The organism is Microbulbifer sp. ABF4_143 (assembly GCF_056160225.1).
Genome location: NZ_JBSWWT010000002.1, coordinates 270,503 through 292,487 on the forward strand (window position 1 = coordinate 270,503; position 21,985 = coordinate 292,487).

Here is a 21,985-nt window from a genome sequence, read left to right on the forward strand (position 1 = left end):
CCGCCGCGATGCTGAGCCGTATAGGAGCCACCCTGCGCCGCTGGCGCCGCCGTTTCAGCCGCAGCGAGTGGATGGCACACCTGCTCGGCCTGTCCACCAGCCAGTGCGCGCCCAGCGATCCCGGGCTGATCCTGATCCAGGTCGACGGCCTCGCCTATCCGCAACTGCAGAAAGCCCTGGCCAAGGGGCGTATGCCGTTTCTGAAACGGCTGCTCAAGAAAGAGCACTACCACCTGGAACACCTCTACCCGGGCGTGCCCTCGACGACCCCGGCGGTGCAGGCGGAGCTCTTTTACGGCGTGCGCCAGGCGGTGCCCGCCTTCGGCTTTATGCTGCACGAAACCCAGCGGCTGGTGCGCATGTACGACCCGGAAGTGGCGGCCATAGTCGACAAGCGGGTCTCGGCCCAGTGCCGCGATCCGCTGCTGAAAGGCGGCAGTTGCTACCTGAGCCTGTTCCGCGCCGGCGCCGAGCACGGCGAGGCCCACTTCTGCCCCGCCGATCAGGGCTGGGGCCCGGCGCTGCGCAACGCCAGTCCGTTCGCGGTCTTCCTGCTGCTGCTGACCAACGCCTGGAGCCTGGTGCGCACCGCGGCGCTGGTGGTGGTCGAATTCGTGCTGGCGATCGTCGACTGCGTGCGCGGCGTCATCCAGGGCCAGGACCTGATGCGCGAACTGATGTTCGTGCCGACCCGGGTCGCGGTCACCATCCTGATGCGCGAACTGTGCACCATCGGCGTCAAGATCGATATCGCCCGCGGCCTGCCGGTGATCTACGTGAACCTGCTCGGCTACGACGAGCAGTCCCACCGCCGCGGCCCCAGCTCCGCCTTCGCCCACTGGGTGCTCAAGGGCATCGACGACGCCATCGCGCGTATCTGGCGCGCCGCGCACCTGTCGGATCGCCGCCACTACGACGTTTGGATCTTCTCGGACCACGGGCAGGAGCACACCCAGCCCTATGAGGAGCGCTTCGGGCGCAGCCTCGGCGACGCCCTCGCGGAAGCCCTGTCGCAGCTGCCGTCCAGGCCGAATGGCTGCCGCAGCAGCGGTCGCCGGGGGGTGCAGCTGGAGCGCGCGCGCCTGTTCGGCAGCGAGTGGATACAGAAGATGATCCCGGACGACGGCCCGAGCGACGCCCACGCGGACTCGCCGCTGGCGCTGGCGGCGCTGGGCCCGGTGGCCATGCTCTACAACGTGGAGCCGAACGGCACCGGCCGCGACCAGATAGCGCGGCTGATCGTCGAGAAGGCCCAGGTCCCGCTGGTACTGTACCGCGCCGATCCGTCCGATCCCGCCTCGCCGGTGCTCGGCTGGTGGGCGCGGGGCCCGGTGCGCCTGCCGGAGGACGGCGCCGAGCTGCTCGGCGACGAGCACCCCTTCCCGGACGAGGCCATCGCCGACATGATGCAGCTGTGCAGCCACCCGGACGCCGGCGACTTCATGATGTACGGCTGGTGCGTGGGGCTGGAACGGCCGCTGACCTTCGCGATGGAAAACGGCAGCCACGGCGGCGCCGGCCCCAACGAGACCCACGCCTTCGCGCTGATGCCCGAGGATATAGCGCCCCCGGACCCGAAGCGCGGCCACTGGCGCCCGGAAGAGCTGCGCTCGACGGCGCGCGCCTATCTGCGCGGCGCCAAGCCGATGGCCTGGCGGCGCCGCACGACGCCGGTGGATACGCTGCGCGTGATGACCTACAACGTACACAGCTGCCGCGGGCTGGATGGCAAGCTCTCGCCGCAGCGCATCGCGCGGGTCATCGCCCGCTACCGCCCGGACGTGGTCGCGCTGCAGGAACTGGATGTGATGCGAGAGCGCAGCGGTCGCCTGGACCAGGCCCACCGACTGGCGCGCCTGCTGGCAATGGACGTGCACTTCCATCCCGCCCTGCACCTGGAAGAGGAGCGCTACGGCGACGCGGTACTGACGCACCTGCCCGTGCGCCTGGTCAAGAAAGGCATACTGCCGGGCCCGCCGCCGGGAGAGAGCAAGCTGTTCAATCCGGCCGCGGACGAGCCCCGCGGCGCCGTCTGGGTGGAAGTGGAATACAACGGCCACAAGTTCCAGATCATCAACACCCACCTCGGCCTGTCCAGGGCCGAGCGCCTGCGCCAGGTGGACGCCCTGATAGGGCCCGAGTGGCTGGGTAACCCCGCCTGTCGCGGCACGAAGATACTCACTGGCGATTTCAACGCCCTGCCCGGCTCCGCCGAGTGCAAGCGGCTGCTGGGGCAGCTGCGCGACGCCCAGTTGCTTGCGCCGGATCACACGCCGCAGGGCACCTTTTTCAGCCGTATGCCGAAGGCCCGCATCGATCACGTCTACGTCAGCCCCGACGTGCGCGTCAAAGCGGTGCTGGTTCCACAGACGGAACTGACCCGGCAGGCATCGGATCACCTGCCGCTGATCGTCGATATCGAGGTGCCGCCGGCATGACGCCGCTTTTCGCGAAATTGAAGATTGCGCCCAATGCCCCCATATTGCCACCAGCGGTGGTGAAAGAGTCGCCGCCAACGGCGGCCACTGTGAACCACCGGCTCGACTTGATGGTCCAACCCACTGGCTATATGATTCTCGAAACTTTTAATAGCAGGAGTCGCTAAATGCAGCCGCAAGTTTATTCTCAGTCCGGAGCGCTGGATCGCCTGGAGACGGCGAAGGTGCTGCGCAATACCTACGCCCTACTGGCCATGACGGTGCTCTTCAGTGCCGTAACCGCCGGCATCGCGCTGGCGCTGGATATGGGCCGCGGCATGGGCCTGATCTGCTCCATCGCCGCAATTGTGCTGGTCTGGTTCGTGCTGCCGCGCACCGCCAATTCCGCCGCCGGTATCGGCGTGGTATTCGCGTTTACCGGCCTGCTGGGCGCCTCCCTCGGCCCGCTGCTGAAGCACTACCTGGGCCTCGCCGGCGGCGGCCAGATCGTCATGCAGGCGCTGGGCACCACCGCGCTGATCTTCTTCGCCCTGTCCGCCTATGTGCTGACCACCCGCAAGGATTTCAGCTTTATGGGCGGCTTCCTGTTCGTGGGCCTGATCGCGGTACTGGTGTGCGCCCTGGGCCTGGTGATCGCCGGCTTCTTCGGCGTCTATATGCCGCTGGCCAGCGTGGTGCTGAGCGGTGTGATCGCGCTGCTGTTCTCCGGCTTTATCCTCTATGACACCAGCCGGATCATCCACGGCGGCGAGACCAACTACCTGATGGCCACCACCGCCCTGTACCTGGATATCCTGAACCTGTTCACCAGCCTGCTGCACATCTTCGGCTTCGCGTCCGACGACTGATTGCCGGCAGCCGCTGCGTAACCAACAATGCCCCGCACAGCGGGGCATTTTACTATCTGGACACCGATGAAATTTTCCCTCGCCGTCTACTCAGCGCCCCACTCATCCCAGGCCGCGGCCAGCGCATTGCGCTTCGCCCGCGCCCTGCTCGAACAGGGGCATGAACTCTACCGCGTCTTTTTCTACTGCGACGGCGTGCACAACGGCAGCGCCATAGCCGCGCCGCCCCAGGACGAGGCGGACCTGGTCGGCGAGTGGCAGGTGCTGCAGAAGGCGCACGGCCTGGATCTGGTGGTCTGCATCGCCGCGGCCCAGCGGCGCGGCGTGCTGAGCGAGCGCGAGGCGCAGCGACTGGAAAAGCCGGCGGCCAACCTGGCGCAGGGCTTCGAACTGGCCGGCCTCGGCCAACTGGCGGACGCGGTGGCCAACTCGGACCGGCTGGTAACCTTCGGGAATTAAAATGAACAAGAGCACACTCGCACTCTGCCGCCAGGCGCCCTACGGCAGCGCGCTGGCCCGCGAGGGGCTGGAGGCGGTGCTGGCTGCCGCGGCCATGGACCAGTCCCCGGACCTGCTGTTCCTGCGCGACGGCGTCTTCCAACTGCTGGGCGAACAGTCGCCCGAGGCGATCCTGCAGAAGAGCCTGCAGCGCAACCTGCTGGCGCTGCCGATATTCGGTGTCGAGCGCATCCACGTCTGCGAACGCAGCCTGATGGAGCGAGGCATAGAGGCCGGGCAGATAGCAATCCCCGGGGTGGAAATAGCCCTGGTGCCCGACACCGGCAGCTTTATCGCCGCCTATGACACAGTACTGAGTTTCTGAGCATGACCCTGCATATCGTCAGCAAATCCCCCTACAGCTCCAATGCGCTCGCCGACTGTATCGGCACCTTCGCCGAGGGTGACGCGCTGCTGCTGATCGAGGACGGCGTCTACGCGCTCTGCGGCCGCATGCCGGAAAATATCGCCGTCGGCCCGGTTTACTGTCTCAAACCCGACGCCGAAGCGCGCGGCCTGCCGGTACCGGATGGGGTCGAGGCGATAGACGACGCCGGCTGGGTCGAGCTGTGCACCCGACACAACCCCATTGTCAGCTGGTTTAAGTGATGAACAGTATTCAGGTCGAAGGCCGCGAGATAGAACTGGACAAGGAAGGCTATTTGCGCAACCTGGACGACTGGAGTCCGGCGGTGGCCGAACAGCTGGCGGTTGCCGAGGGCATAGAACTAAGCGAAGCGCACTGGGAGGTGATCCGGCTGCTGCAGGACTTCTACCGGGAATTCGAGCTGTCCCCGGCGATGCGGCCGCTGGTCAAATATATCGGCCAGCAGCTGGGGCCCGACAAGGGCAGGAGTATCTACCTGATGCAGCTGTTTCCGCCGAGCCCGGCCAAGGTGGCGAGCAAGATCGCCGGCCTGCCCAAGCCGACCCACTGCCTCTAGCCTAGGGGCAGGCAACGCAGTGTAGGTAGGATGGGCAAAGCGCAGCGTGCCCATCATTCGGCCTGTGATGGGCACGCTGCGCTTTGCCCATCCTACACGTGGAGTATCACCCGCCGCCTGCCGCGGTGGTGCCGGTGCTCCCACAGGTAGATCCCCTGCCAGGTCCCCAGCATCAGGCGCCCATCCTTTACCGGAATCGACAGGCTGGTCGCCGTCAACGCCGCCTTGATATGCGCCGGCATATCGTCCGGCCCCTCCAGGGTGTGGGTGTAGAGGCTGTCGCCCTCGGGCACCAGCCGGTTCAGCCAGTTTTCCAGGTCCACCCGCGCACTGGGGTCCGCGTTCTCCTGGATCAGCAGGCTGGCGGAGGTGTGCTGGATAAACAGGGTGCAGAGCCCCTCGTCCACGCGCTGCCCCGCCAGCCAGTCGGCCACCTGGCCGGTAAACTCGTGCAGGCCCTGCCCCCGCACTACTATTCCAATCTCACCAATCGCCATAGGGATTCCACTCTTTCCCGAAAAATGGGCTTTCCTTTACAATGCGCGCCCGCTCTCAATACCACAGCATTTTAATATGGCCATACACCGCGTTAACACCGAAGACTACGAGAGCCAGCTCCGGCAGAAAGCCGAGCGACTGCGCGAGGCCTACAGCGACTACACGAGCCTTGCGCCGGAAGTCTTCCCGTCCCCGCCCATCCACTACCGCCTGCGCGCCGAGTTCAAGGTGTGGCAGGAAGGCGGCCGCGCCCACTACGCGATGTACCGCCAGGGCGAATACAAGAAGCCGTTTATTATCGAGGAATTCACCGTCGGCTCCGAGCTGATCAACGCGCTGATGCCGAAGGTACTGGAAGCGGTGAATCAAAGCGAAACACTGAGAAAGCGCCTCTTCTCGGCGGAGTTCCTGACCACCCTGAGCAACGACGCGCTGATCACACTGATCTACCACAAGAAGCTGGACGATGACTGGGAGGCGGAGGCCCGCGCGCTGCAGGAGAAGCTCGGCTTCCCGATCCTCGGCCGCTCGCGCAAGCAGAAAGTCGTGCTGGAAAGGGACTATGTCACCGAGCGACTGCAGATAGGCGACAGGACCTATCAGTACAAACAGGTGGAGGGCAGCTTCACCCAGCCCAACGGCGAGATCTGCCGCGCGATGATCGGCTGGGCCAAGGACGTGTGTAAAGACAGCCGGGGCGACCTGCTGGAACTCTATTGCGGCAACGGCAACTTCACTATTCCGCTATGCGAGCATTTCGACAAGGTGCTGGCGACGGAGATTTCCAAAGTGTCGGTCAACGCGGCCCAGGAAAATATCCGCGCGAACGGCGTGACCAACCTGGATATAGTGCGCCTGTCCAGCGAGGAGTTCACCCAGGCCATCGACAAGGTACGCCCCTTCCGGCGGCTGAAGGATATCGACCTGGACAGCTACGATTTCTCCACCGTGCTGGTGGACCCGCCGCGGGCCGGTCTGGATGCGGACACCTGCAAAATGGTCGCGCGCTTTCCGCGCATTCTGTATATCTCCTGCAATCCGGACACGCAGCTGGAGAACCTGAAAGAGTTGAGCAAGACGCACAAAGTGGAGCGATTTGCGCTGTTTGATCAGTTTCCCTATACGGATCACACGGAATCCGGACTCTTGCTGGTGAAGAAATAATCCGGTCGCGGCCAACGGCCGCTCCTACAAATGATGAAAAAAATCAGTATAGGAGTGGCCGTTGGCCGCGATCGATCCATCAGACTGCTCAGAACTCGCGGCCGAGAATCCGCCGCGCCGCATCCAGCGCAAAATCCCGGTACTCCTCCTCGATCCTCGCCATCTCCATCTCGAATTGAAACTGCTTCTTGCGCGGCAATTTCTTCCAGTCCTGCAGAATCGGGATATGGCTGGTCTTCTCGGCAACCGTATAGAAGGCCACAAACTCGTCGCGCACCGCCTTGCCGACCTGCAGCGCATCCAGCAGTACGCGGATGCGGATCGAGGCCTCGGTCAGGCCCACGCCGTCGTCCAGCAGTGTGCGCGCGATAATCTGGATGCTGTCGTTGACCCGCTGGCGCTGATCCGCCGCGGCCTGTTCCAGCTCCGCCAGCTGCTCCGCCTGGCGCTGCTGCGCCACCTTCAGCTTGCGCAGGTAGTAGCCGGCCACCACGGCCAGCGCGAACACAATCAGCGCGGCCACCACCAGCAGCCAGGTCGGGAATACACTCATGCAAAAAACACCTCTAACAGCGCCAGCCCGAGGCTGGCGGTAGCAATCGAAAGCAGCGTGCTCAGCGCGACTATATTGGCCGCAAGCCCGCTGTTGCCGCCCATGGCGCGCGCCATGATAAAGGAAACCGTCGCGCTCGGCGCGGCCGCCAGCAACAGCAGTACCCCCATGGATTGCGGAGCCAGCCGGAACAGCCAGCCGCAGGCCAGCAATACCGCCGGCACCGCCAGCAGCTTGAAGGCCACGGCGCCGAAAGCGGCCGGGGAGCTGTGTCGCAACAGGCTGAAGTCCAGGCTGGCGCCGATACACAGCAGCGCCAGCGGCAGCGTGATCGAAGCCAGGTAGTCGCCGGTCTGCAACAGGATATCCGGAATTTGCACACCGGCCTGGCGGCAGATCAGCGCCAGCAGTATCGCGATGATCAGCGGGTTCTGGGCGATATCCTTGGCCAGCCTGCCCCAGCTGAACGCCATCTGTTGGCTGTAGACGGTGAACAGCGTCACCGCAGCCAGGTTGTACAGAATGGTCACCACCGCCATCAGCAGCGCCGCCTGCGCCAGACCGCTGCCACCGTAGGCGTTGGCCACCCAGGCCAGGCCGATAATGCCGAGATTGCCGCGAAAGGCCCCCTGGATAAAGGCGCTGCGGTCACCGCGCGCCAGCGGCCGCGCCGCCAGCCAGGCCAGCGGAATGGTGACGGCCGTGCCGAGCAGCCCCGCGGCCAGCAGCGGCAGCTGCTGCCCGAGCTCCGCATCCGCGGTAAAGATGTTGATAAACAACAGCACCGGCAGGGTGATCAGGAACACCAGCCGCGAGGCGTCGTCGACGAACTGATCCCGCAGCAGGCCGAGTTTCGACAGCCAGTAGCCGATAATCAGGGTCAGGAAGATGGGCCCGGTGACCGACAGCGCGAAGGCGAGTGTCTCCATGAGAGGTTATTCGGCCTCTGTTTCGGCTTCCGTTTCGCTTTCCGGCTCCGGCAGGGATTGCGTCTCCGCGGCCTGGGCCTTTTCGCGCAGCTCCGCGGCTATCTGCTTGCGGGTCTTGGCCCCCAGCTTGCGCAGGCTGTCGATGCGCTTGACCGCGTTACCGCGGCCGGTGGCGAGGCGCTTGTAGGTCTGCTGGTAGGCCTCCTCCGCCTGGCGCAGGCGCCCGCCGAGTTCGTCCAGGGATTCCAGCACCATCGCAAACTGGTCGTGCAGCTTGCCCGCCTCCTCGGCGATCTTCTCCGCGTTCTTGTTCTGTTTCTCGTAGCGCCAGATATTCTCCACCGTGCGCAGCGTCGCCATCAGGCTGGTGGGACTGACCAGCACTATGTGCCGCTCATAGGCAAAACGGAACAGCTCCGGGTCCGCCTGCATCGCCAGCATATAGGCGGCCTCGATGGGCACGAAGATAAATACAAAGTCGAGGGTGCGCACGCCCTCGAGCTGCTCGTAGGCCTTCTTGTTCAGGCCGGTGATATGGGCGCGCAGGGAATTCACATGCTGCTTCAGCGCCTGGCCCCGCTCCTCGTCTGTCTCGGCGGCGCAGTAGCGCTCGTAGTCCACCAGGGACACCTTGGCGTCGATGATCAGATCCTTGTTCTCCGGCAGTCGCACTATCACGTCCGGCTGGCGGCGACGGCCGTCCTGGGTAATGGTCACCTGGGTCTCGTACTCGCGGCCCTTTTGCAGGCCCGATTCCTCCAGCAGCCGCTCCAGTACCACCTCGCCCCAGTTGCCCTGGACCTTGCGGTCGCCCTTCAGGGCCGAGGTCAGGTTTAACGCCTCGTCGCTGATACGCTGGGTCTGCTCCCGCAGCGCCTTGATCTGGCCCAGCAGGCTGTTGCGCTCGGCGTTCTCGCGGTCGTAGACATGCTCGACCCGCTTGCGGAAATCCCCCAACTGGCGCTCCAGCGGGTCCAGGCTCTTGCGCAGGCTGTCCTCGCTGCGGCGCACGAAGGCCTGCTGCTTCTCCTCGAAGATCCGGTTGGCCAGGTTCTCGAACTGCTCCGCCATCGCCTTGCGGGTCTGCTCCAGCAGCTGGCGCTGTTCCGCCAGGGCCGCCTCGCTCTTCTCCACCAGCACTTGGTTGCGGGTCAGGCGCTGCAGCTTGTCCGCCAGCTCCGCGCGCAGCTTCTCCACCTCAGCGGAGAGCTGCACTTCCCGTTCGCGGCTGGCGTCCAGGCGCGTCTCCACTATCTTCAGCTCTGCGGCGGCCGTCTGCAGCTCCGCCGCCGCCCGTGCCAGCCTGCGCCGGATACCCGAGCGGGCCAGCCAGGCGGTCAGGGCCAGCAGTATCACCAGGGCGATAGCGGCCAGAATGGCGTGATCGAGACTCAGCTGCAGCGGGAACAATTGCATGGGATTTGGGGTATTCTTCTCTGACTGGATTTGTAGTGGGATCTATTTGCGAAACCAATGACGGAAGCCGCCCATTCTAACAGCTCGGCCCCCAGCGCGCTGATCTTCGACTCAGGCGTGGGCGCCATCAGCATAGCGCGGGAGATACGCGCCCTGCTGCCGGGCCTGACCCTGCACTTCGGTATCGACAACGGCTTCTACCCCTACGGCACCAAGAGCGAGGGGGCGCTGCGCCCGCGCATCGTCGAGCAGGCGCGCGCAATGATGGCCCGCGCCCGGGCCGATATCCTCGTGGTCGGCTGCAACACGGCAAGCACCCTGGCCCTGCCGCAACTGCGCGAAGTGCTGAGCCAGCCGGTGGTGGGCGTGGTGCCCGCGGTCAAACCCGCGGCCGCGGCCACGCGGACCCGTACCATCGCGCTGATCGCCACCGAGGGCACGGTCAACCGCAACTACACCCGCGACCTGATCGAGCAGTTCGCCAACGGCAACCGCGTGATCAATGTGCCGGCACCGGAGCTGGTGCACCTGGCCGAGGCCAAGTTGCGCGGAGAGCGGGTCACAGCTGCAGATCTGGAGCCGGTACTGCACCGGATATTCCACACCGCCGGCGGAGACAAGGTGGATATCGCGGTGCTGGCCTGTACCCACTTTCCGCTGCTGCGCGACGAGTTGAACCGCTATGCGCCGCGCGCTATTCAGTGGCTGGATTCCGGCGCGGCCATCGCCCGGCGGGTGCGCTGGTGGCTGGGAGAACTGAAGCTGGAACTGCCGCAACAGCCCGGCCAGAGTATCCTGTTGACCAGCGATACGGATGCGGGGCAAAGAATCCTCCGGGCCTTTGCCGAGTTCGACCCGCGCCCCTGGGCCTGTTGACACCTCAGGCGCAAACCGCGACCGTTACACTTTAAACTCGAACGGCTCTCCCCATGCTGCAACCGGCCTTCCCCGCCCTGGAAATCCTCGCACAGCTCCCCCCCGGCGGCCTGCTGCTGACGCCGAACAACCGCCTGCGCAACCGCTGCCAGCAGGTCTACGCCGCGCAACAGAAGGCCGGCAGCTGCTGGGCGCCACCGCCGGTGGAATCCCTGTCCGGCTGGCTCGACAAACTCTGGTTCGAACTGCAGCAGCGCGGCTGGAAGCCGGCCATGAAACAGGTACTGGACCGCGAACAGCGCCAGCTGTTATGGCAGCGCGCCCTGGACGAAGCCCTGGAACGCCAGCTGCTGAACACCCAACAGCTTTGCCGCGACGCCGACGGCGCCCTGGCACAGCTGCTGCAATGGCGGCTGCTGAGCGATATCGACGATATAGACACGGCGCTGCGACCGCTGCTGGAAAGGTTCGCACTGACCCTGGGCGGGGAGCAAATGCCGCTGATCGCGATGATCAAGGCCTTCGCGCGGCAGCTGCATACACACAGCGCGATCACCCCGGACCAGCGCGACCAGCTGATCCTGCGCGCCTTCAGCGAGGGCGTCCTGCCGAAGCTGCCGCAGATAGACACCGCCGGCTTCGCGCAGAAATCGCCGCTGGCCGACGCAATCCTCCAGGCCGCCGCGCACAGGCTGGTCGAGCGGCCGGCGGCGAAGCGCGCGGCGGCAATCCGCAGCGCCCCGTGCCAGAACCTCGAAGAGGAGCTGTACCAGGCCGCCCGCTGGGCCGCGCAGAAACTCGAACGGAATCCACGCGCGAGTATCGGTATCGTCGTCAACAACCTCGGCCAGTGCCGCGCCCAGGTGGAGGCCGTTTTCACCCGCGTGCTGGAACCGCAATACCTGGACCCGGCGCGGCGCGGCTACACGCTGCCGTTCAACTTCTCCGCCGGCACGCCGCTGGCGCAGACACCAATCGGCAGCGCCGCGCTGCTATTGCTGGAGCTGCTGCGCGACGAATGGGACTACTCGCAGCTGCGCAACCTGCTGTTCTGCCCCTACTGGGGCGGCGGGGAGGAAATCCACCTCCGCTCCGCCCTCTTCCGCCGCCTGCAGAAACTGGAACTGCACCGCATCGACGGCGCCACCCTGCGCTACTGGGCCGAGCGCGTGGCGGAGAGCCTGAACCTCGAAGCGCCGCAACTGCCGCGCCAGCTGGAAACACTCGGCGACTGGCTGCGCCGCTGGCAGCGGGCCCCGGCGGAAGGCTGGGCCACGCGCTTCTCCGAAACCCTGACCGCCCTCGGCTGGCCCGGCCCGCGCAACCCGGACAGCCAGGAATACCAGCAGCTGATGCACTGGGAGGGCGCGCTCGAGGATCTGGCCGCGCTGTCCGCATTCGCCGGCAGCCTGACGCTGCCCCAGGCGCTGCAACAGCTGCGCCAGATCGCCAGCCGCACCCCCTTCCAGGCCCAGACCCACGACGGCCCGCTGCAGATTCTCGGTGTACTCGAGGCCGGCGGCCTCGCCTTCGACCACCTGCGCCTGGTGGGCTTCGGCCAGCAGCAGTGGCCGCCGGCGCCGGCGCCCAACCCGCTGCTGCCGGTGCAATGGCAGAAACACTGGAAAATGCCCCGCGCCAGCGCCGAACGCGAGCTGGAACTGGCGCGGGAGCTGACCGCTGATCTGCTCAACGCCAGCGCCGATATCGTCGTCAGCTACGCCTGCGAGGAAGACGGCGTGCAGCAGGGCCTGAGCAGTCTGTTCGGCAGCCCCGAGCCGCTCGCGCCGATCGAATCCGATGCGCTGCGCGACCACTGCGCGCTACTGGCCACCGCCGCCGAATTCGAAAAGGTCAGTGACGACCGCCTGCCGCCGCTGACAGCGGCGGACTGCGCGCGGGTGCGCGGCGGCGCCTCGGTGCTGAAGGCCCAGGCCCTGTGCCCGCTGAATGCGCAGCTGCGCTTCCGCCTCGGCGCGAGCGGATTTATGCCGCCGGCGATTGGCCTCAGCCCCGCCGAGCGCGGCAATATCGTCCACCAGGTGCTGGCGGAATTCTGGCAGCAGTGCGGCGACGCCGAACACCTCAGGGCCATGGATGACGAAGAGCGCCGGCGGAATATCGAAAACGCGGTGGAAAATTCACTGCGCGGCCTGCGCAAAAAACACGGCCACCTGCCCGCGGGCTTCTGGACCATGGAGCAGCGGCGGCTGCTGCGCCTGCTGGCGCAGTGGCTGCAACTGGAAGCGCAGCGCCCCGCCTTCGCAGTGGAGAAGATCGAGTGGGAACAGCAGGTGCAAATCGGCGGACTTCAATTCAGCCTGCGCCTCGACCGCCTCGACCAGCTCGCCGCCGGCGAGCAGCTGGTGATCGACTACAAAACCGGGCAGACGAGTATCAGCGACTGGCTCGGCGAGCGCATCCGCGAGCCGCAGCTGCCGCTCTACGCCCTCTCCCAGTCCAGGGCGCGCGCCATCGCCTTCGGCCAGGTGCGCCACGGCGACTGCAAGTGGAGCGGCTGCGGTGAGATCGAGCAGCCGATCGAGGGCATCAAGGCGGTAGCGGATACGCAAAAGGATTCCCCCTTCGGGAGCTGGCAGGCCCTTGTCGAGCACTGGCAGAGCGGCCTGCAGCTACTCGCCGACGAATACCGCAACGGTGTCGCGACACTGACCTTCGACCGCCCGGCGGACAACGACAGCCAGCTCTGGCCCCTGAACCGCTGGCCGGAGCGGGAGCAGGCGGATACATAACCCCCCGGCTCGGCAAAACAACAAAACCACAAAACTTCCCCCATGAATGAAGTGCTAGAAAAAACACCCCAGCCAGTAGATGCCGATGCCCGCGCCCGCGCGCTGGATATCACCCGCAGCTTCGCCGTCTCCGCCCCCGCCGGCTCCGGCAAGACTGGCCTGCTGACCCAGCGGGTGCTGAAACTGCTGGCCGCCTGCCAGCAGCCGGAGGAGGTGCTGGCGATCACCTTCACCCGCAAGGCCGCCGGGGAAATGCGCGAGCGCCTGATCGAGGCGCTGTACAGGGCGCGCGATTGCGAGCGCCCGGAAAATCCGCACGATGCCGTCACCTGGGACCTCGCCAGAAAACTGCTGGCGCGCGATGCAGAACTCAACTGGCAGCTGCTGCAGATGCCGCAGCGGCTGCGCATCCAGACCATCGACGGCCTCTGCCGCAGCCTCGCCAGCCAGCTGCCGATCGAAAGCGGCTTGGGCGCGCCGGGGGAGCCGCTGGAACAGACGCAGATCGCGTTTGAAATGGCGGTGGTCAACCTGCTCAAACACCTGGATGACGACACACCGGACAGCGACCTGCAGGCACTGCTTCTGCACCTGGACAACGACCTGGGCCAGTTGAACAAGCTGCTGCAGATACTGCTGGAAAAACGCGAGCAGTGGCTGGGCCCACTGCTCAGCGTCGGCCGCGAAGGCGCCCGGGACTATTTCCACTTCGCCATCGACGAACTGGTGGCGGAAAACCTGGCCGACCTCGCCGAGGCGCTGCGCGGCTACGCCGGCGAACTGATCGAACTCGCCAACTACGCCGGCAAAAACCTGTGCCGGGACAATCCCTCCCACCCGCTGTGCGCCTGCGCCGATCTGGATGCATTGCCGCAGGCGGACAACAGCGCCCTGCCCCAGTGGCTGGCGCTGACCGAACTGCTGGTAACCGGCAAGGGCGAGATCCGCAAGGCCGGCGGCATCAACAAAAAACTCGGCTTCGCCCTGCCGGACAAAAAGGACCCGCAGCGGGGGGAGGCCGAGGAATACAAGCGGCGCATGCAGGCCCTGCTCGGCGAACTGGCCGGCAATAAACCCCTGCTGGCCGCGATCAACGAGGTGCGCAGGCTGCCGTCCGGCCTGCAACAGAGCCAGTGGCAACTGCTGCAATCCCTGGCGCAGGTGCTGCCGAAACTGGTCGCGGAACTGAAGCTGGTGTTCCAGCAGCTGGGCGCCACCGACTACACCGAAGTCGCCCAGGCTGCCCTGGTGGCACTGGGCAGCAGCGACGAACCCACGGACCTGGCGCTGAAGCTGGATCTGCAGACAAAACACATCCTCGTCGACGAATTCCAGGACACCTCGCAGATGCAGCTGCAGCTGCTGGAAAAACTCACCGCCGGCTGGGAGCCCGGCGACGGCCGCACCCTGTTTATCGTCGGCGACGGCATGCAGTCCTGCTACGGCTTCCGCAACGCCAATGTGGGCATCTTCCTCGACGCCCGCGCCCGCGGCATCGGCCAGGGCGAACAGAGAGTGCCGCTGGAACCGCTGGACCTGCGGGTGAACTTCCGCTCCGAGAGCGCGGTGGTGGAATGGGTCAACAGCGTTTTCGAAAAGGCCTTCCCGGCGGAGGACAATATCAGCCGCGGCGCGGTGCGCTACCTGCACTCCCACGCCTTCAAGGGTGTCAAATGGCCGGGCCCTGCGGTGAATTTCTACGGCTGTATCGGCGACGACACCCGCAGCCGCGAGGCCCAGCAGGCGGTGGAACTGGTCAGGGATCTGCAGCAGAGGGATCCCAATGGCCGTATCGCGATACTGGTGCGCAAGAAAAAACACCTCGGCCGCATACTGCCGGCCCTGGCCGCTGCCGGCATCTCCTACCAGGCCCCGGACCTGGCGCCGCTGGCGAGCAAGATGGTGGTGCTGGACCTGCTCAGCCTGACCCGCGCCCTGCTCGACCCCAGCGACCGCATCAGCTGGCTGGCGCTGCTGCGCGCGCCCTGGTGCGGCCTGCAACTGCCGGATCTCTACACACTCGCCAACTGGGGCAACGGCGATACGGCCCCCACGGATAGCGGCGCGCGCCCGCTGCTGCTGGCGCTGCGGGAAATCGACGATATACCGCTGTTGAGCGAAGACGGCCGCGCACGCCTCCAGCGCGCCGCGGGCCCGATTCTGCAGGCCTGGCAGCAGCGCGGGCGCAAGCCGCTGCGCGCCTGGATCGAGGGCCTGTGGCTGGCCCTCGGCGGCCCGGCCGCGGTGGCGGACAAAAATGACCTCGACAATGTGCAGGACTACTTCCGCCTGCTGGAACACTACGACAGCGGCGGCGCCATCGCCGACTGGCAGCAGTTCCAGCAGGCGCTGGAGAAACTCTTCGCGCGCCCGGGCCAGGATGCGTCGGTGCAGGTGATGACGATCCACAAGTCCAAGGGGCTGGAGTTCGAGCATGTACTGATCCCAGGCCTGGACCAGGGCGGCAAGCCCGGCGGCGACCAGCTGCTGCGCTGGGCCGAGTGGCTGAACAGAGATGGCGACAGCCGCTTCCTGCTCGCGCCGAAGAGCCCCCGCGGCGAAGCCGACCCGCTGTTCGACTACCTCAAGTACGACAACAGCGAGCGCGAGCGCCTGGAGGGAACGCGGCTGCTGTATGTCGGCTGCACCCGCGCCATCCGCTCGCTGCACCTGCTGGCCTGCATCGACCGAGACGACAAAAAAGGCGAACTGAAAGCGCCCGGCGCCGCCGCCCTGCTCGCCAGTATCTGGCCCCAAATCTGCGCCAGCGAACAGAGCAACTGGTGCCACTGGCTGGAGGCGGCGGAGGCCGACACCGAAGCGCGCCCGGTCAGCGGCGAGCGCGACTATCTGCTGCGCCTGCCACAACAGTGGCGGCCGCCGTCCATACCCGAGCGGGACTGGCTGGCCCAATACCGTATGCCCGACTACAACCCGCAGGAAGCGGACGAGGCCAATATTCCGGAACTGGGCCAGGTGGCGCTGCGCTGGCTGCGCCACGCCGGCAGTGTCGCCCACGAGACGCTGGCGCATATCGCCGAGAGCGGCCCGCAGGACTGGAGTCCGGCGCGCGTAAAACAGCAGCGCCCGCTGTGGCAGCTGCGCCTTAGCCAGTTGGGACTTTACGGCCTGGGGCTGCAAAAGGCGAAGGAGAAGGTCGAGCAGGCGGTCTTCAACACCCTCGCCTGCAATACCGGCCGCTGGCTGCTGGACGCCGGCCACAGGGAGTCCGCCTGCGAACTCGAGCTGCACAGCGGCGGCCGCCAGCTGCGCCGCGCCATCGTCGACCGCACCTTTATCGACGCCGATGGCGTGCGCTGGATAGTCGATTACAAGACCGCCGAGCCCGCCGCCGGCGAAAACACCGAGGAGTTTGTCGCCGCCCAGTTGGAGCGCTACCGCGGCCAGTTGGAGAACTACCGCAAACTCTTCTACGCCAGGGGCGAGCGCAGTATCCGCTGCGCCCTCTACTTCCCGCTGCTGAAGAAGCTGGCGGAACTCTGACCCGCCAGGAGCGGCGGGCCCGGCTCGGCAAAGCGGGCCCAAGGCCCGCCCATATCCGCAATTTCCCGCCACCCTGCCCGCCCCGGACGGACGGATCCCGCCAAACTGCCAAACTATAGAAACCGGTTTGCCAACAACCCCAAGGCACGGAAAGCCCCGTTTGGTTACAAATGAAACCCTCGCCCTCCCCGAAACCAGTGAGTAGGATAGACGTCCGCTTTGGCGCGCTATCCAAAGCGATATCAGGAATGAAGCAACCAGTGAACGTCATGACCACACAGCAGTTCGACGACCTGAACGTCGTCTCCCAGGAAGTACTGATCAGCCCCGAGCAACTGAAGGCAGAGCTGCCGATCAGCGATGCCGCCGAGGCCACCGTCGCCGCCGGCCGCGCCGCGGTGCGCGATATCCTCGACCGCAAGGACCACCGCCTGATGGTGGTGATAGGCCCCTGCTCCGTCCACGACGTGGACGCCGCCATCGACTATGCCAAGCGCCTGAAGAAGGTCGCGGACCAGGTGTCCGACACACTGCTGATCGTTATGCGCGTCTATTTCGAGAAGCCGCGCACCACCGTCGGCTGGAAAGGCCTGATCAACGACCCCTTCCTGAACGACTCCTTCAAGATTCAGGACGGCCTGCATATCGGCCGCAAACTGCTGCTGGACGTGGCCGAGCTGGGCCTGCCCACCGCCACCGAGGCGCTGGACCCGATTTCGCCCCAGTATCTGCAGGACCTGATCTCCTGGTCCGCGATAGGCGCGCGCACCACCGAATCCCAAACCCACCGCGAAATGGCCAGCGGCCTCTCCTCCGCCGTGGGCTTCAAAAACGGCACCGACGGCAGCCTGGACGTGGCCATCAACGCCCTCCAGTCCACCGCCAACCCGCACCGCTTCCTGGGCATCAACAAGCAGGGCCAGGTGGCCATCATCCACACCGCCGGCAACAAATACGGCCACGTGGTACTGCGCGGCGGCAACGACAAGCCCAACTACGACTCGGTCAGCGTCGCCGTGTGCGAACAGGAACTACAGAAGGCCGGCCTGATCCCAAACATCATGGTCGACTGCAGCCACGCCAACTCCAACAAGAACCACGAACTGCAACCGCTGGTGGTGGACAATGTCACCCACCAGATACTGGACGGCAACAAGTCCATTATCGGCATTATGGTGGAGAGCAACCTCAAGGCCGGCAACCAGAAGATCCTGGAAGACCACAGCCAGATGGAATACGGCGTCTCGGTGACGGACAAGTGTATCGACTGGGAGACGACCGAATCGCTGTTGTTGAAGATGGCGGAGCAGTTGCGGGAGCCGCTGAAGGCGCGCAATTCCTGACCGCTGGATTTGCCAACTAGCGACAAGGGTCGGCATTGCCGGCCCTTTTAGTTTCTGCACCAGTACTGCCGCACAAACTGCCACCGGAGCTGACCTGCCCCCAATACCGCGGAATCCGTACAGCCTGATATAAATTCGGTCGTCGAGGCCACTATTTCGACATTCATTGGCAAAGTCGAAGAAAACGCAATCAATACAGACACTTGCGAAGCTCACAGATAACCGGGATAGCACTCCTGACGACCGTTTTGCCCAGCACGGAAAGGAGCGGTAAACTCCCTTCAGGACCCTCGCCTTGCGGGCTCCGAGCACTTTTCATCTGATTTGTACCAGTTGGGATAGGTGGGCGCGGGTAAATCGGCCCTTGGGGCTACGATACAAATGTTATGCATCACAAGGCATCGTGGTAAAAAATGAGAAAGGAATCGGTTAAAAAGTCTGCAAATTACGCCTTGATTCCACTTGGCATTGGTGCAGGGCAATATTTGGCAGATCTGATTGCCGGTGAGAGGAATGCCACCGTATTCCACATAGCCATATTTTCAATTCTTGCCAGTCTGGTAACGTTCGCAATTCTGATGGTATTTTTCCCATGGTGGGAGTCAAAAAGAAGCAATCTGGGTGAATCTAGCCCGGTGCCAGTTTATCAGTCTCCTATTTTGTGGGTACCGCTAACTTTTGTGGCTATTTATCTAGTTAATCGCATCGCCAATGCATAACCAGGCGCTGCACCGGACGGCCAACGCTATGCACCTTTGTGCTGGTCGCTTCGCTCCCATTTTCGCACAAAGGTGCATAGCATTGTCCGCCGGTGAGCGCGGCGTTAGAAATCAGTAGGAATAAAAATGAGCATGATAAATTGCGAAGGCTGTAAAGGCGCTATATCAAAGAACGCAAAAGAATGCCCTAGCTGTGGGCATCCAAATAAAAAACTGATTATCTATCTGGCGGGCAGTCTGTTTTAGCTCTTGCTGGGGCAGGTTTATTTTTGTGGTTTCTTTTCGGCTATCTTTCAGAGCCGAGCGCGACTAAGGCACCGGTTGCTTCAGAGGCCCCAATTGTGTATCCGGAGGCTCTGTTGGCTCAGGGTTCTATCATCTGCTATGAAAATGATGATTGGGATTTTCTAAAAGCAAATGCACTTGATAAAAATTTTCAGCAAATAAATAACCTCATTAAATCGGGTAAGTGCCAAGAAATTACGTCGCGCACCGTGGTTCTTTATTTAGATCCCGTTGGGGAGCATGAAGCACTGATCCAGATGCCGAGTGGTCGTGGTGCATATTCAATGAAAAAGGATCTCCGGGCGCTCTAAACTTCAAGAATATAGGGGGCGGTAGACTCCGGAGCCTTGCACCAAAATTTCTAACGAATAAGGATAGATCCCGCCTAAGGCGCCGGACGCGCTGACGCGCGCCGGTTATTGAGGCGTTAACTTTTCGCAGCAATCAAATAAAAGAGGGAATTTTATGCATCCACTTCACCAGGAAACATTCGATAGATACGATCGATTTCGCCACCAAGCTAGAGAAATTTCAGCTGAAAACCTTCCACCCAACTTGAAGGGCGCTTTGGCTTTTGCGGGTATTGATCACAAGGCGTTGGTTGCGGCAAAGGCTTGGGAAAGCATGGAAGAGAGGTCCGTTACTTGGGATTGGAGCTTTTCTTCTAGGTATAAGATCCTTTGGCCAAAGGCATTTGATATGTCGGTATGGTTTGGTAATACCCTGTGTTCTTTAACGCTGGGTCGCCCAACGTACAAAGGCACAGATATGCGCCTAGACTTCATTGAGAGGCGCCCTCGGAATTGCCCTCATGCCGGAGAAATGTTTCGGGTTTCTCTTTTGGCGTATGAAACCTATGGTACTTTGATCGGCGCTAATAAAATTAGAATTATGCCACTACAATGGCGGATTTGATTACGTTAGGAGCAAACAAGGTCAACCACACTATCTTGTGAGGGAGCTATGACAGATAAAGAGCGTTATGAAAAAGCAAAGAAAAAGGCTGAAGAGAGAGCTAAAGAGATTTTCAAGCCTGTGCCTGATGATATTAAAGAAGAACTGGAGAAAGAGAGTACCCTCGGAACCCCGGATAACTTGGTAGACCGGAGCGACGAGGAGGAGTAAGTTAACCAAGCGTTGCACCGGACGGCCAATGCTATGCACCGTTGTGCTGGTCGCTTCGCTCCCATTTTCGCACAAAAGTGCACAGCATTGTCCGCCGGTGAACGTGACGTTCTGGTTGTAGAAAAACTCTGTAGAAGTAGTGTTTTTTGATAGAATTGGCGGATCATAAATGGAATGTCCGCCATGCCCAATTTCAAGCGGTATGTAGTGGCATAGTGAATTTGGCCACCTGACGGATGGTCTCATGGAGCGGGTCCAGGCCCTTTGACTCTGGTTGTGAAAGAACATGCAAGGTAGACTTGTCCATGGCGTACTCCTTTTGTTGGTTGTGATCGTCGTGGTGATCAACCAACAGGGTACGCCATCTTTTTAGCCTACGGCCATACACCAGAAACTAGCATAACTCCACAGCACCACGGGCATAATGCTTGGCAACGGATGACTCCAACTGCTTCCAGGGCAATAGCTGGTCCAGTTTCTCCAGGAACAGCTCGCGCCGTGTCTTGCGCTTCTTGACGGTGTATTCGGCTTCGGCGAAAGTCAGTTGGCTCATGATTGAATCTATGTATGGTGGAAACAGGGAAAATTATGCCAAAGTGGAGCAGTTTTTGAGTTATTGTCAAATCTGGTGTATGCATCAGGCGGCTACCCCGTCTGATTGATCGGTTATTGCCTCTCCATCCCGGAACTGGACGTTGTTGACCACCAGCTCCAGTTGTTTAAACCCTTTGATTTTCTTCCAGCGTTTCTCAGCGGATTGCAGCAGCTTGAAGACCATGGCGAGTGTGGTGTCTCGCGATCCACAGCTGCGGCTCTTCTTCGTCCTCAACCGCACCGTGGCGAAGGTCGACTCGATCGGGTTGGTGGTGCGCAAGTGCACCCAGTGCTCTGCCGGGTAGTCATAGAAGGCCAGCAGCTCCTCCCGGTCTTTTTGCAGGCATGCCATCGCCTTCGGATACTTGGCCTCAAAGCGCGTCAGCGCGCGGTCAAAGGCTTTGTGGGCTTCCTCGCGCGTCTCAGCCTGGTAGATTTCGTGCAGCGCGGACTTGACCTTGGGTTGCACTGATTTCGGCAGCTTGTCCAGCACATTGGCGGTCTTGTGTACCCAGCAGCGCTGGTGCCCTGCCTCTGGATAAATCTTACTCAGTGCATTCCAGAAGCCCAGTGCGCCGTCGCCAACCGCCAGTTTGGGAGCGGTATCCAATCCCCGCGCCTTCAGGTCCCGCAGTAGCTCCAGCCAGCTGCCCTCTGACTCCCGGTGGCCGTCCTCCACCGCCACCAGCTCCTTGCGGCCGTGCTCCGTGACCCCGATGATGACCAGCAGGCACAGCTTGTCGTCCATACGGACCCTGCTGTAGATACCGTCGGCCCACCAGTAGACGTAGCGCTTCTGGCTCAGGTCGCGGCGCTGCCACTGACGGTGTTCCTCCTGCCACTGGGCCTTGAGCCGGGACACCGTGTTGGCAGAGAGGCCCTTGGCCCGGTGTTTGTCAACAAAGTTGTCGCGTCCACTGATCAAGCGGCCTTGGATTTGCACTCCGCAGTAGCCTGATTTTCCTTTGGCGGGTTGAGCCATACTTCCCCAACCTGGTTCCAATTCCGGATTTCGCGTGCCCAGCGCTCTGGTTTGCGCTGCCGGGCTTCTTCGTACACAGCCTGCCGCTGCCGTAGCACTGATGCCTCTTCGCCACTGTGACGCTGATTCGGTGTCACATAGCGGATGGCGCTGTGCCGGTGCCCGTTGTTGTACCACTGCACGAAGCCATGTACCCACTTCCTGGCAGCCTCGATGCTGTCAAACGGCTTGCTCGGGTAGCTCGGACCGTATTTCATGGTGCGGAACAGACTCTCCGAGTAGGGGTTGTCATCACTCACCGAAGGACGGCTGAACGATGGCACCACGCCGAGCTTCTGCAAGGTGGCCAGCATGGTGGCGCCTTTCATCGGTCCACCATTGTCCGAGTGCAGCACCAACCCGCGCTCAAGGATGCCCTCCGCCAAGCAGGCCTTGCGGATCAAGGTGCTGGCGTGATCGGCTGATTCCTCTGTATGCACTTCCCACCCAACGATCTTGCGGCTGAAGACATCGAGG

General features: G+C 63.1%; 21 protein-coding genes and 1 pseudogene. 15 read left to right on the forward strand and 7 right to left on the reverse strand.

Annotated elements, in window-relative coordinates:
- The first annotated feature begins 8 nt into the window (after positions 1 to 8).
- The 6 genes from ACXAF3_RS02905 (at position 9) to ACXAF3_RS02930 (ending at position 4,728) form a co-directional block, all read left to right on the forward strand.
- Entirely contained in the window at positions 9 to 2,438 is a 2,430-nt protein-coding gene (locus ACXAF3_RS02905) for an endonuclease/exonuclease/phosphatase family protein (protein WP_475110769.1), read from the forward strand.
- A 167-nt stretch (positions 2,439 to 2,605) separates the two neighbouring features.
- Positions 2,606 to 3,286, forward strand: a complete 681-nt coding sequence (locus ACXAF3_RS02910; protein WP_475110770.1) for a Bax inhibitor-1/YccA family protein — start codon at positions 2,606 to 2,608, stop codon at positions 3,284 to 3,286.
- 66 nt (positions 3,287 to 3,352) lie between these two features.
- A complete protein-coding gene (gene tusD, locus ACXAF3_RS02915; RefSeq protein WP_475110771.1) occupies positions 3,353 to 3,745 on the forward strand; it encodes a sulfurtransferase complex subunit TusD in 393 nt (130 codons plus the stop codon).
- A 1-nt stretch (position 3,746) separates the two neighbouring features.
- Complete coding sequence (tusC, locus tag ACXAF3_RS02920; protein ID WP_475110772.1) at positions 3,747 to 4,109, forward strand: sulfurtransferase complex subunit TusC; 363 nt, start codon at positions 3,747 to 3,749, stop codon at positions 4,107 to 4,109.
- A 2-nt stretch (positions 4,110 to 4,111) separates the two neighbouring features.
- Complete coding sequence (gene tusB / locus ACXAF3_RS02925) at positions 4,112 to 4,393, forward strand: sulfurtransferase complex subunit TusB (RefSeq protein ID WP_475110773.1); 282 nt, start codon at positions 4,112 to 4,114, stop codon at positions 4,391 to 4,393.
- Positions 4,393 to 4,728 (forward strand): TusE/DsrC/DsvC family sulfur relay protein, encoded by a 336-nt coding sequence (locus ACXAF3_RS02930; RefSeq protein WP_475110774.1) that lies wholly within the window; start codon positions 4,393 to 4,395, stop codon positions 4,726 to 4,728. The genes tusB and ACXAF3_RS02930 overlap by 1 nt, the downstream gene beginning before the upstream one ends.
- A gap of 92 nt (positions 4,729 to 4,820) precedes the next feature.
- Here ACXAF3_RS02930 and ACXAF3_RS02935 read toward each other — a convergent pair whose 3' ends face one another.
- Positions 4,821 to 5,225: a secondary thiamine-phosphate synthase enzyme YjbQ gene (locus ACXAF3_RS02935; protein ID WP_475110775.1), complete on the reverse strand. Its 405-nt coding sequence runs from the start codon at positions 5,223 to 5,225 to the stop codon at positions 4,821 to 4,823.
- A 76-nt stretch (positions 5,226 to 5,301) separates the two neighbouring features.
- On the opposite strand from ACXAF3_RS02935, the gene trmA reads away from it, so the two are divergent.
- Positions 5,302 to 6,390 (forward strand): tRNA (uridine(54)-C5)-methyltransferase TrmA, encoded by a 1,089-nt coding sequence (gene trmA, locus ACXAF3_RS02940; protein WP_475110776.1) that lies wholly within the window; start codon positions 5,302 to 5,304, stop codon positions 6,388 to 6,390.
- Positions 6,391 to 6,478: 88 nt separating this feature from the next.
- Here the strand turns inward: trmA and ACXAF3_RS02945 are convergent, their stop codons facing one another.
- Genes ACXAF3_RS02945 through ACXAF3_RS02955 form a run of 3 tightly spaced genes read right to left on the reverse strand, consistent with a single transcriptional unit; the run spans position 6,479 to position 9,288 of the window.
- Positions 6,479 to 6,943, reverse strand: coding sequence for a DUF2489 domain-containing protein (locus ACXAF3_RS02945; protein WP_475110777.1), 465 nt, complete (start codon positions 6,941 to 6,943; stop codon positions 6,479 to 6,481).
- On the reverse strand, positions 6,940 to 7,872 hold the full coding sequence (locus ACXAF3_RS02950; RefSeq protein WP_475110778.1) for an AEC family transporter: 933 nt from the start codon (positions 7,870 to 7,872) through the stop codon (positions 6,940 to 6,942). The genes ACXAF3_RS02945 and ACXAF3_RS02950 overlap by 4 nt, the downstream gene beginning before the upstream one ends.
- 6 nt (positions 7,873 to 7,878) lie before the next feature.
- Positions 7,879 to 9,288 carry a DNA recombination protein RmuC gene (locus tag ACXAF3_RS02955; RefSeq protein WP_475110779.1) on the reverse strand — a complete coding sequence of 470 codons (1,410 nt, stop codon included), beginning with the start codon at positions 9,286 to 9,288 and terminating at the stop codon, positions 7,879 to 7,881.
- 57 nt (positions 9,289 to 9,345) lie between these two features.
- Between ACXAF3_RS02955 and murI the strand changes: the two genes are divergently transcribed.
- From murI to ACXAF3_RS02995, 8 genes are all read left to right on the forward strand, one after another.
- Complete coding sequence (murI, locus tag ACXAF3_RS02960) at positions 9,346 to 10,164, forward strand: glutamate racemase (protein WP_475110780.1); 819 nt, start codon at positions 9,346 to 9,348, stop codon at positions 10,162 to 10,164.
- Between the two features lie 53 nt (positions 10,165 to 10,217).
- Entirely contained in the window at positions 10,218 to 12,917 is a 2,700-nt protein-coding gene (locus tag ACXAF3_RS02965; protein WP_475110781.1) for a PD-(D/E)XK nuclease family protein, read from the forward strand.
- 42 nt (positions 12,918 to 12,959) lie between these two features.
- Positions 12,960 to 16,421, forward strand: coding sequence for a UvrD-helicase domain-containing protein (locus tag ACXAF3_RS02970; protein WP_475110782.1), 3,462 nt, complete (start codon positions 12,960 to 12,962; stop codon positions 16,419 to 16,421).
- A gap of 269 nt (positions 16,422 to 16,690) precedes the next feature.
- The gene (locus tag ACXAF3_RS02975) at positions 16,691 to 17,764 is read left to right on the forward strand and encodes a 3-deoxy-7-phosphoheptulonate synthase (RefSeq protein ID WP_475110796.1); all 1,074 of its coding nucleotides are present in this window, start codon (positions 16,691 to 16,693) and stop codon (positions 17,762 to 17,764) included.
- A gap of 413 nt (positions 17,765 to 18,177) precedes the next feature.
- Positions 18,178 to 18,483 (forward strand): hypothetical protein, encoded by a 306-nt coding sequence (locus tag ACXAF3_RS02980; RefSeq protein ID WP_475110783.1) that lies wholly within the window; start codon positions 18,178 to 18,180, stop codon positions 18,481 to 18,483.
- A gap of 269 nt (positions 18,484 to 18,752) precedes the next feature.
- The gene (locus tag ACXAF3_RS02985; protein WP_475110784.1) at positions 18,753 to 19,079 is read left to right on the forward strand and encodes a hypothetical protein; all 327 of its coding nucleotides are present in this window, start codon (positions 18,753 to 18,755) and stop codon (positions 19,077 to 19,079) included.
- 154 nt (positions 19,080 to 19,233) lie between these two features.
- The gene (locus ACXAF3_RS02990; RefSeq protein WP_475110785.1) at positions 19,234 to 19,683 is read left to right on the forward strand and encodes a hypothetical protein; all 450 of its coding nucleotides are present in this window, start codon (positions 19,234 to 19,236) and stop codon (positions 19,681 to 19,683) included.
- Between the two features lie 48 nt (positions 19,684 to 19,731).
- Positions 19,732 to 19,893: a hypothetical protein gene (locus tag ACXAF3_RS02995; RefSeq protein ID WP_475110786.1), complete on the forward strand. Its 162-nt coding sequence runs from the start codon at positions 19,732 to 19,734 to the stop codon at positions 19,891 to 19,893.
- Between the two features lie 394 nt (positions 19,894 to 20,287).
- Here the strand turns inward: ACXAF3_RS02995 and ACXAF3_RS03000 are convergent, their stop codons facing one another.
- From ACXAF3_RS03000 to ACXAF3_RS03010, 3 genes and pseudogenes are all read right to left on the reverse strand, one after another.
- The gene (locus tag ACXAF3_RS03000) at positions 20,288 to 20,446 is read right to left on the reverse strand and encodes a PIN domain-containing protein (RefSeq protein WP_475110787.1); all 159 of its coding nucleotides are present in this window, start codon (positions 20,444 to 20,446) and stop codon (positions 20,288 to 20,290) included.
- 84 nt (positions 20,447 to 20,530) lie between these two features.
- Positions 20,531 to 21,376 (reverse strand): annotated as a pseudogene (locus ACXAF3_RS03005) (IS256 family transposase); the annotation flags it as partial.
- A gap of 32 nt (positions 21,377 to 21,408) precedes the next feature.
- On the reverse strand, positions 21,409 to 21,985 hold a 577-nt coding region (locus ACXAF3_RS03010; RefSeq protein ID WP_475110788.1), incomplete at its 5' end, for a transposase.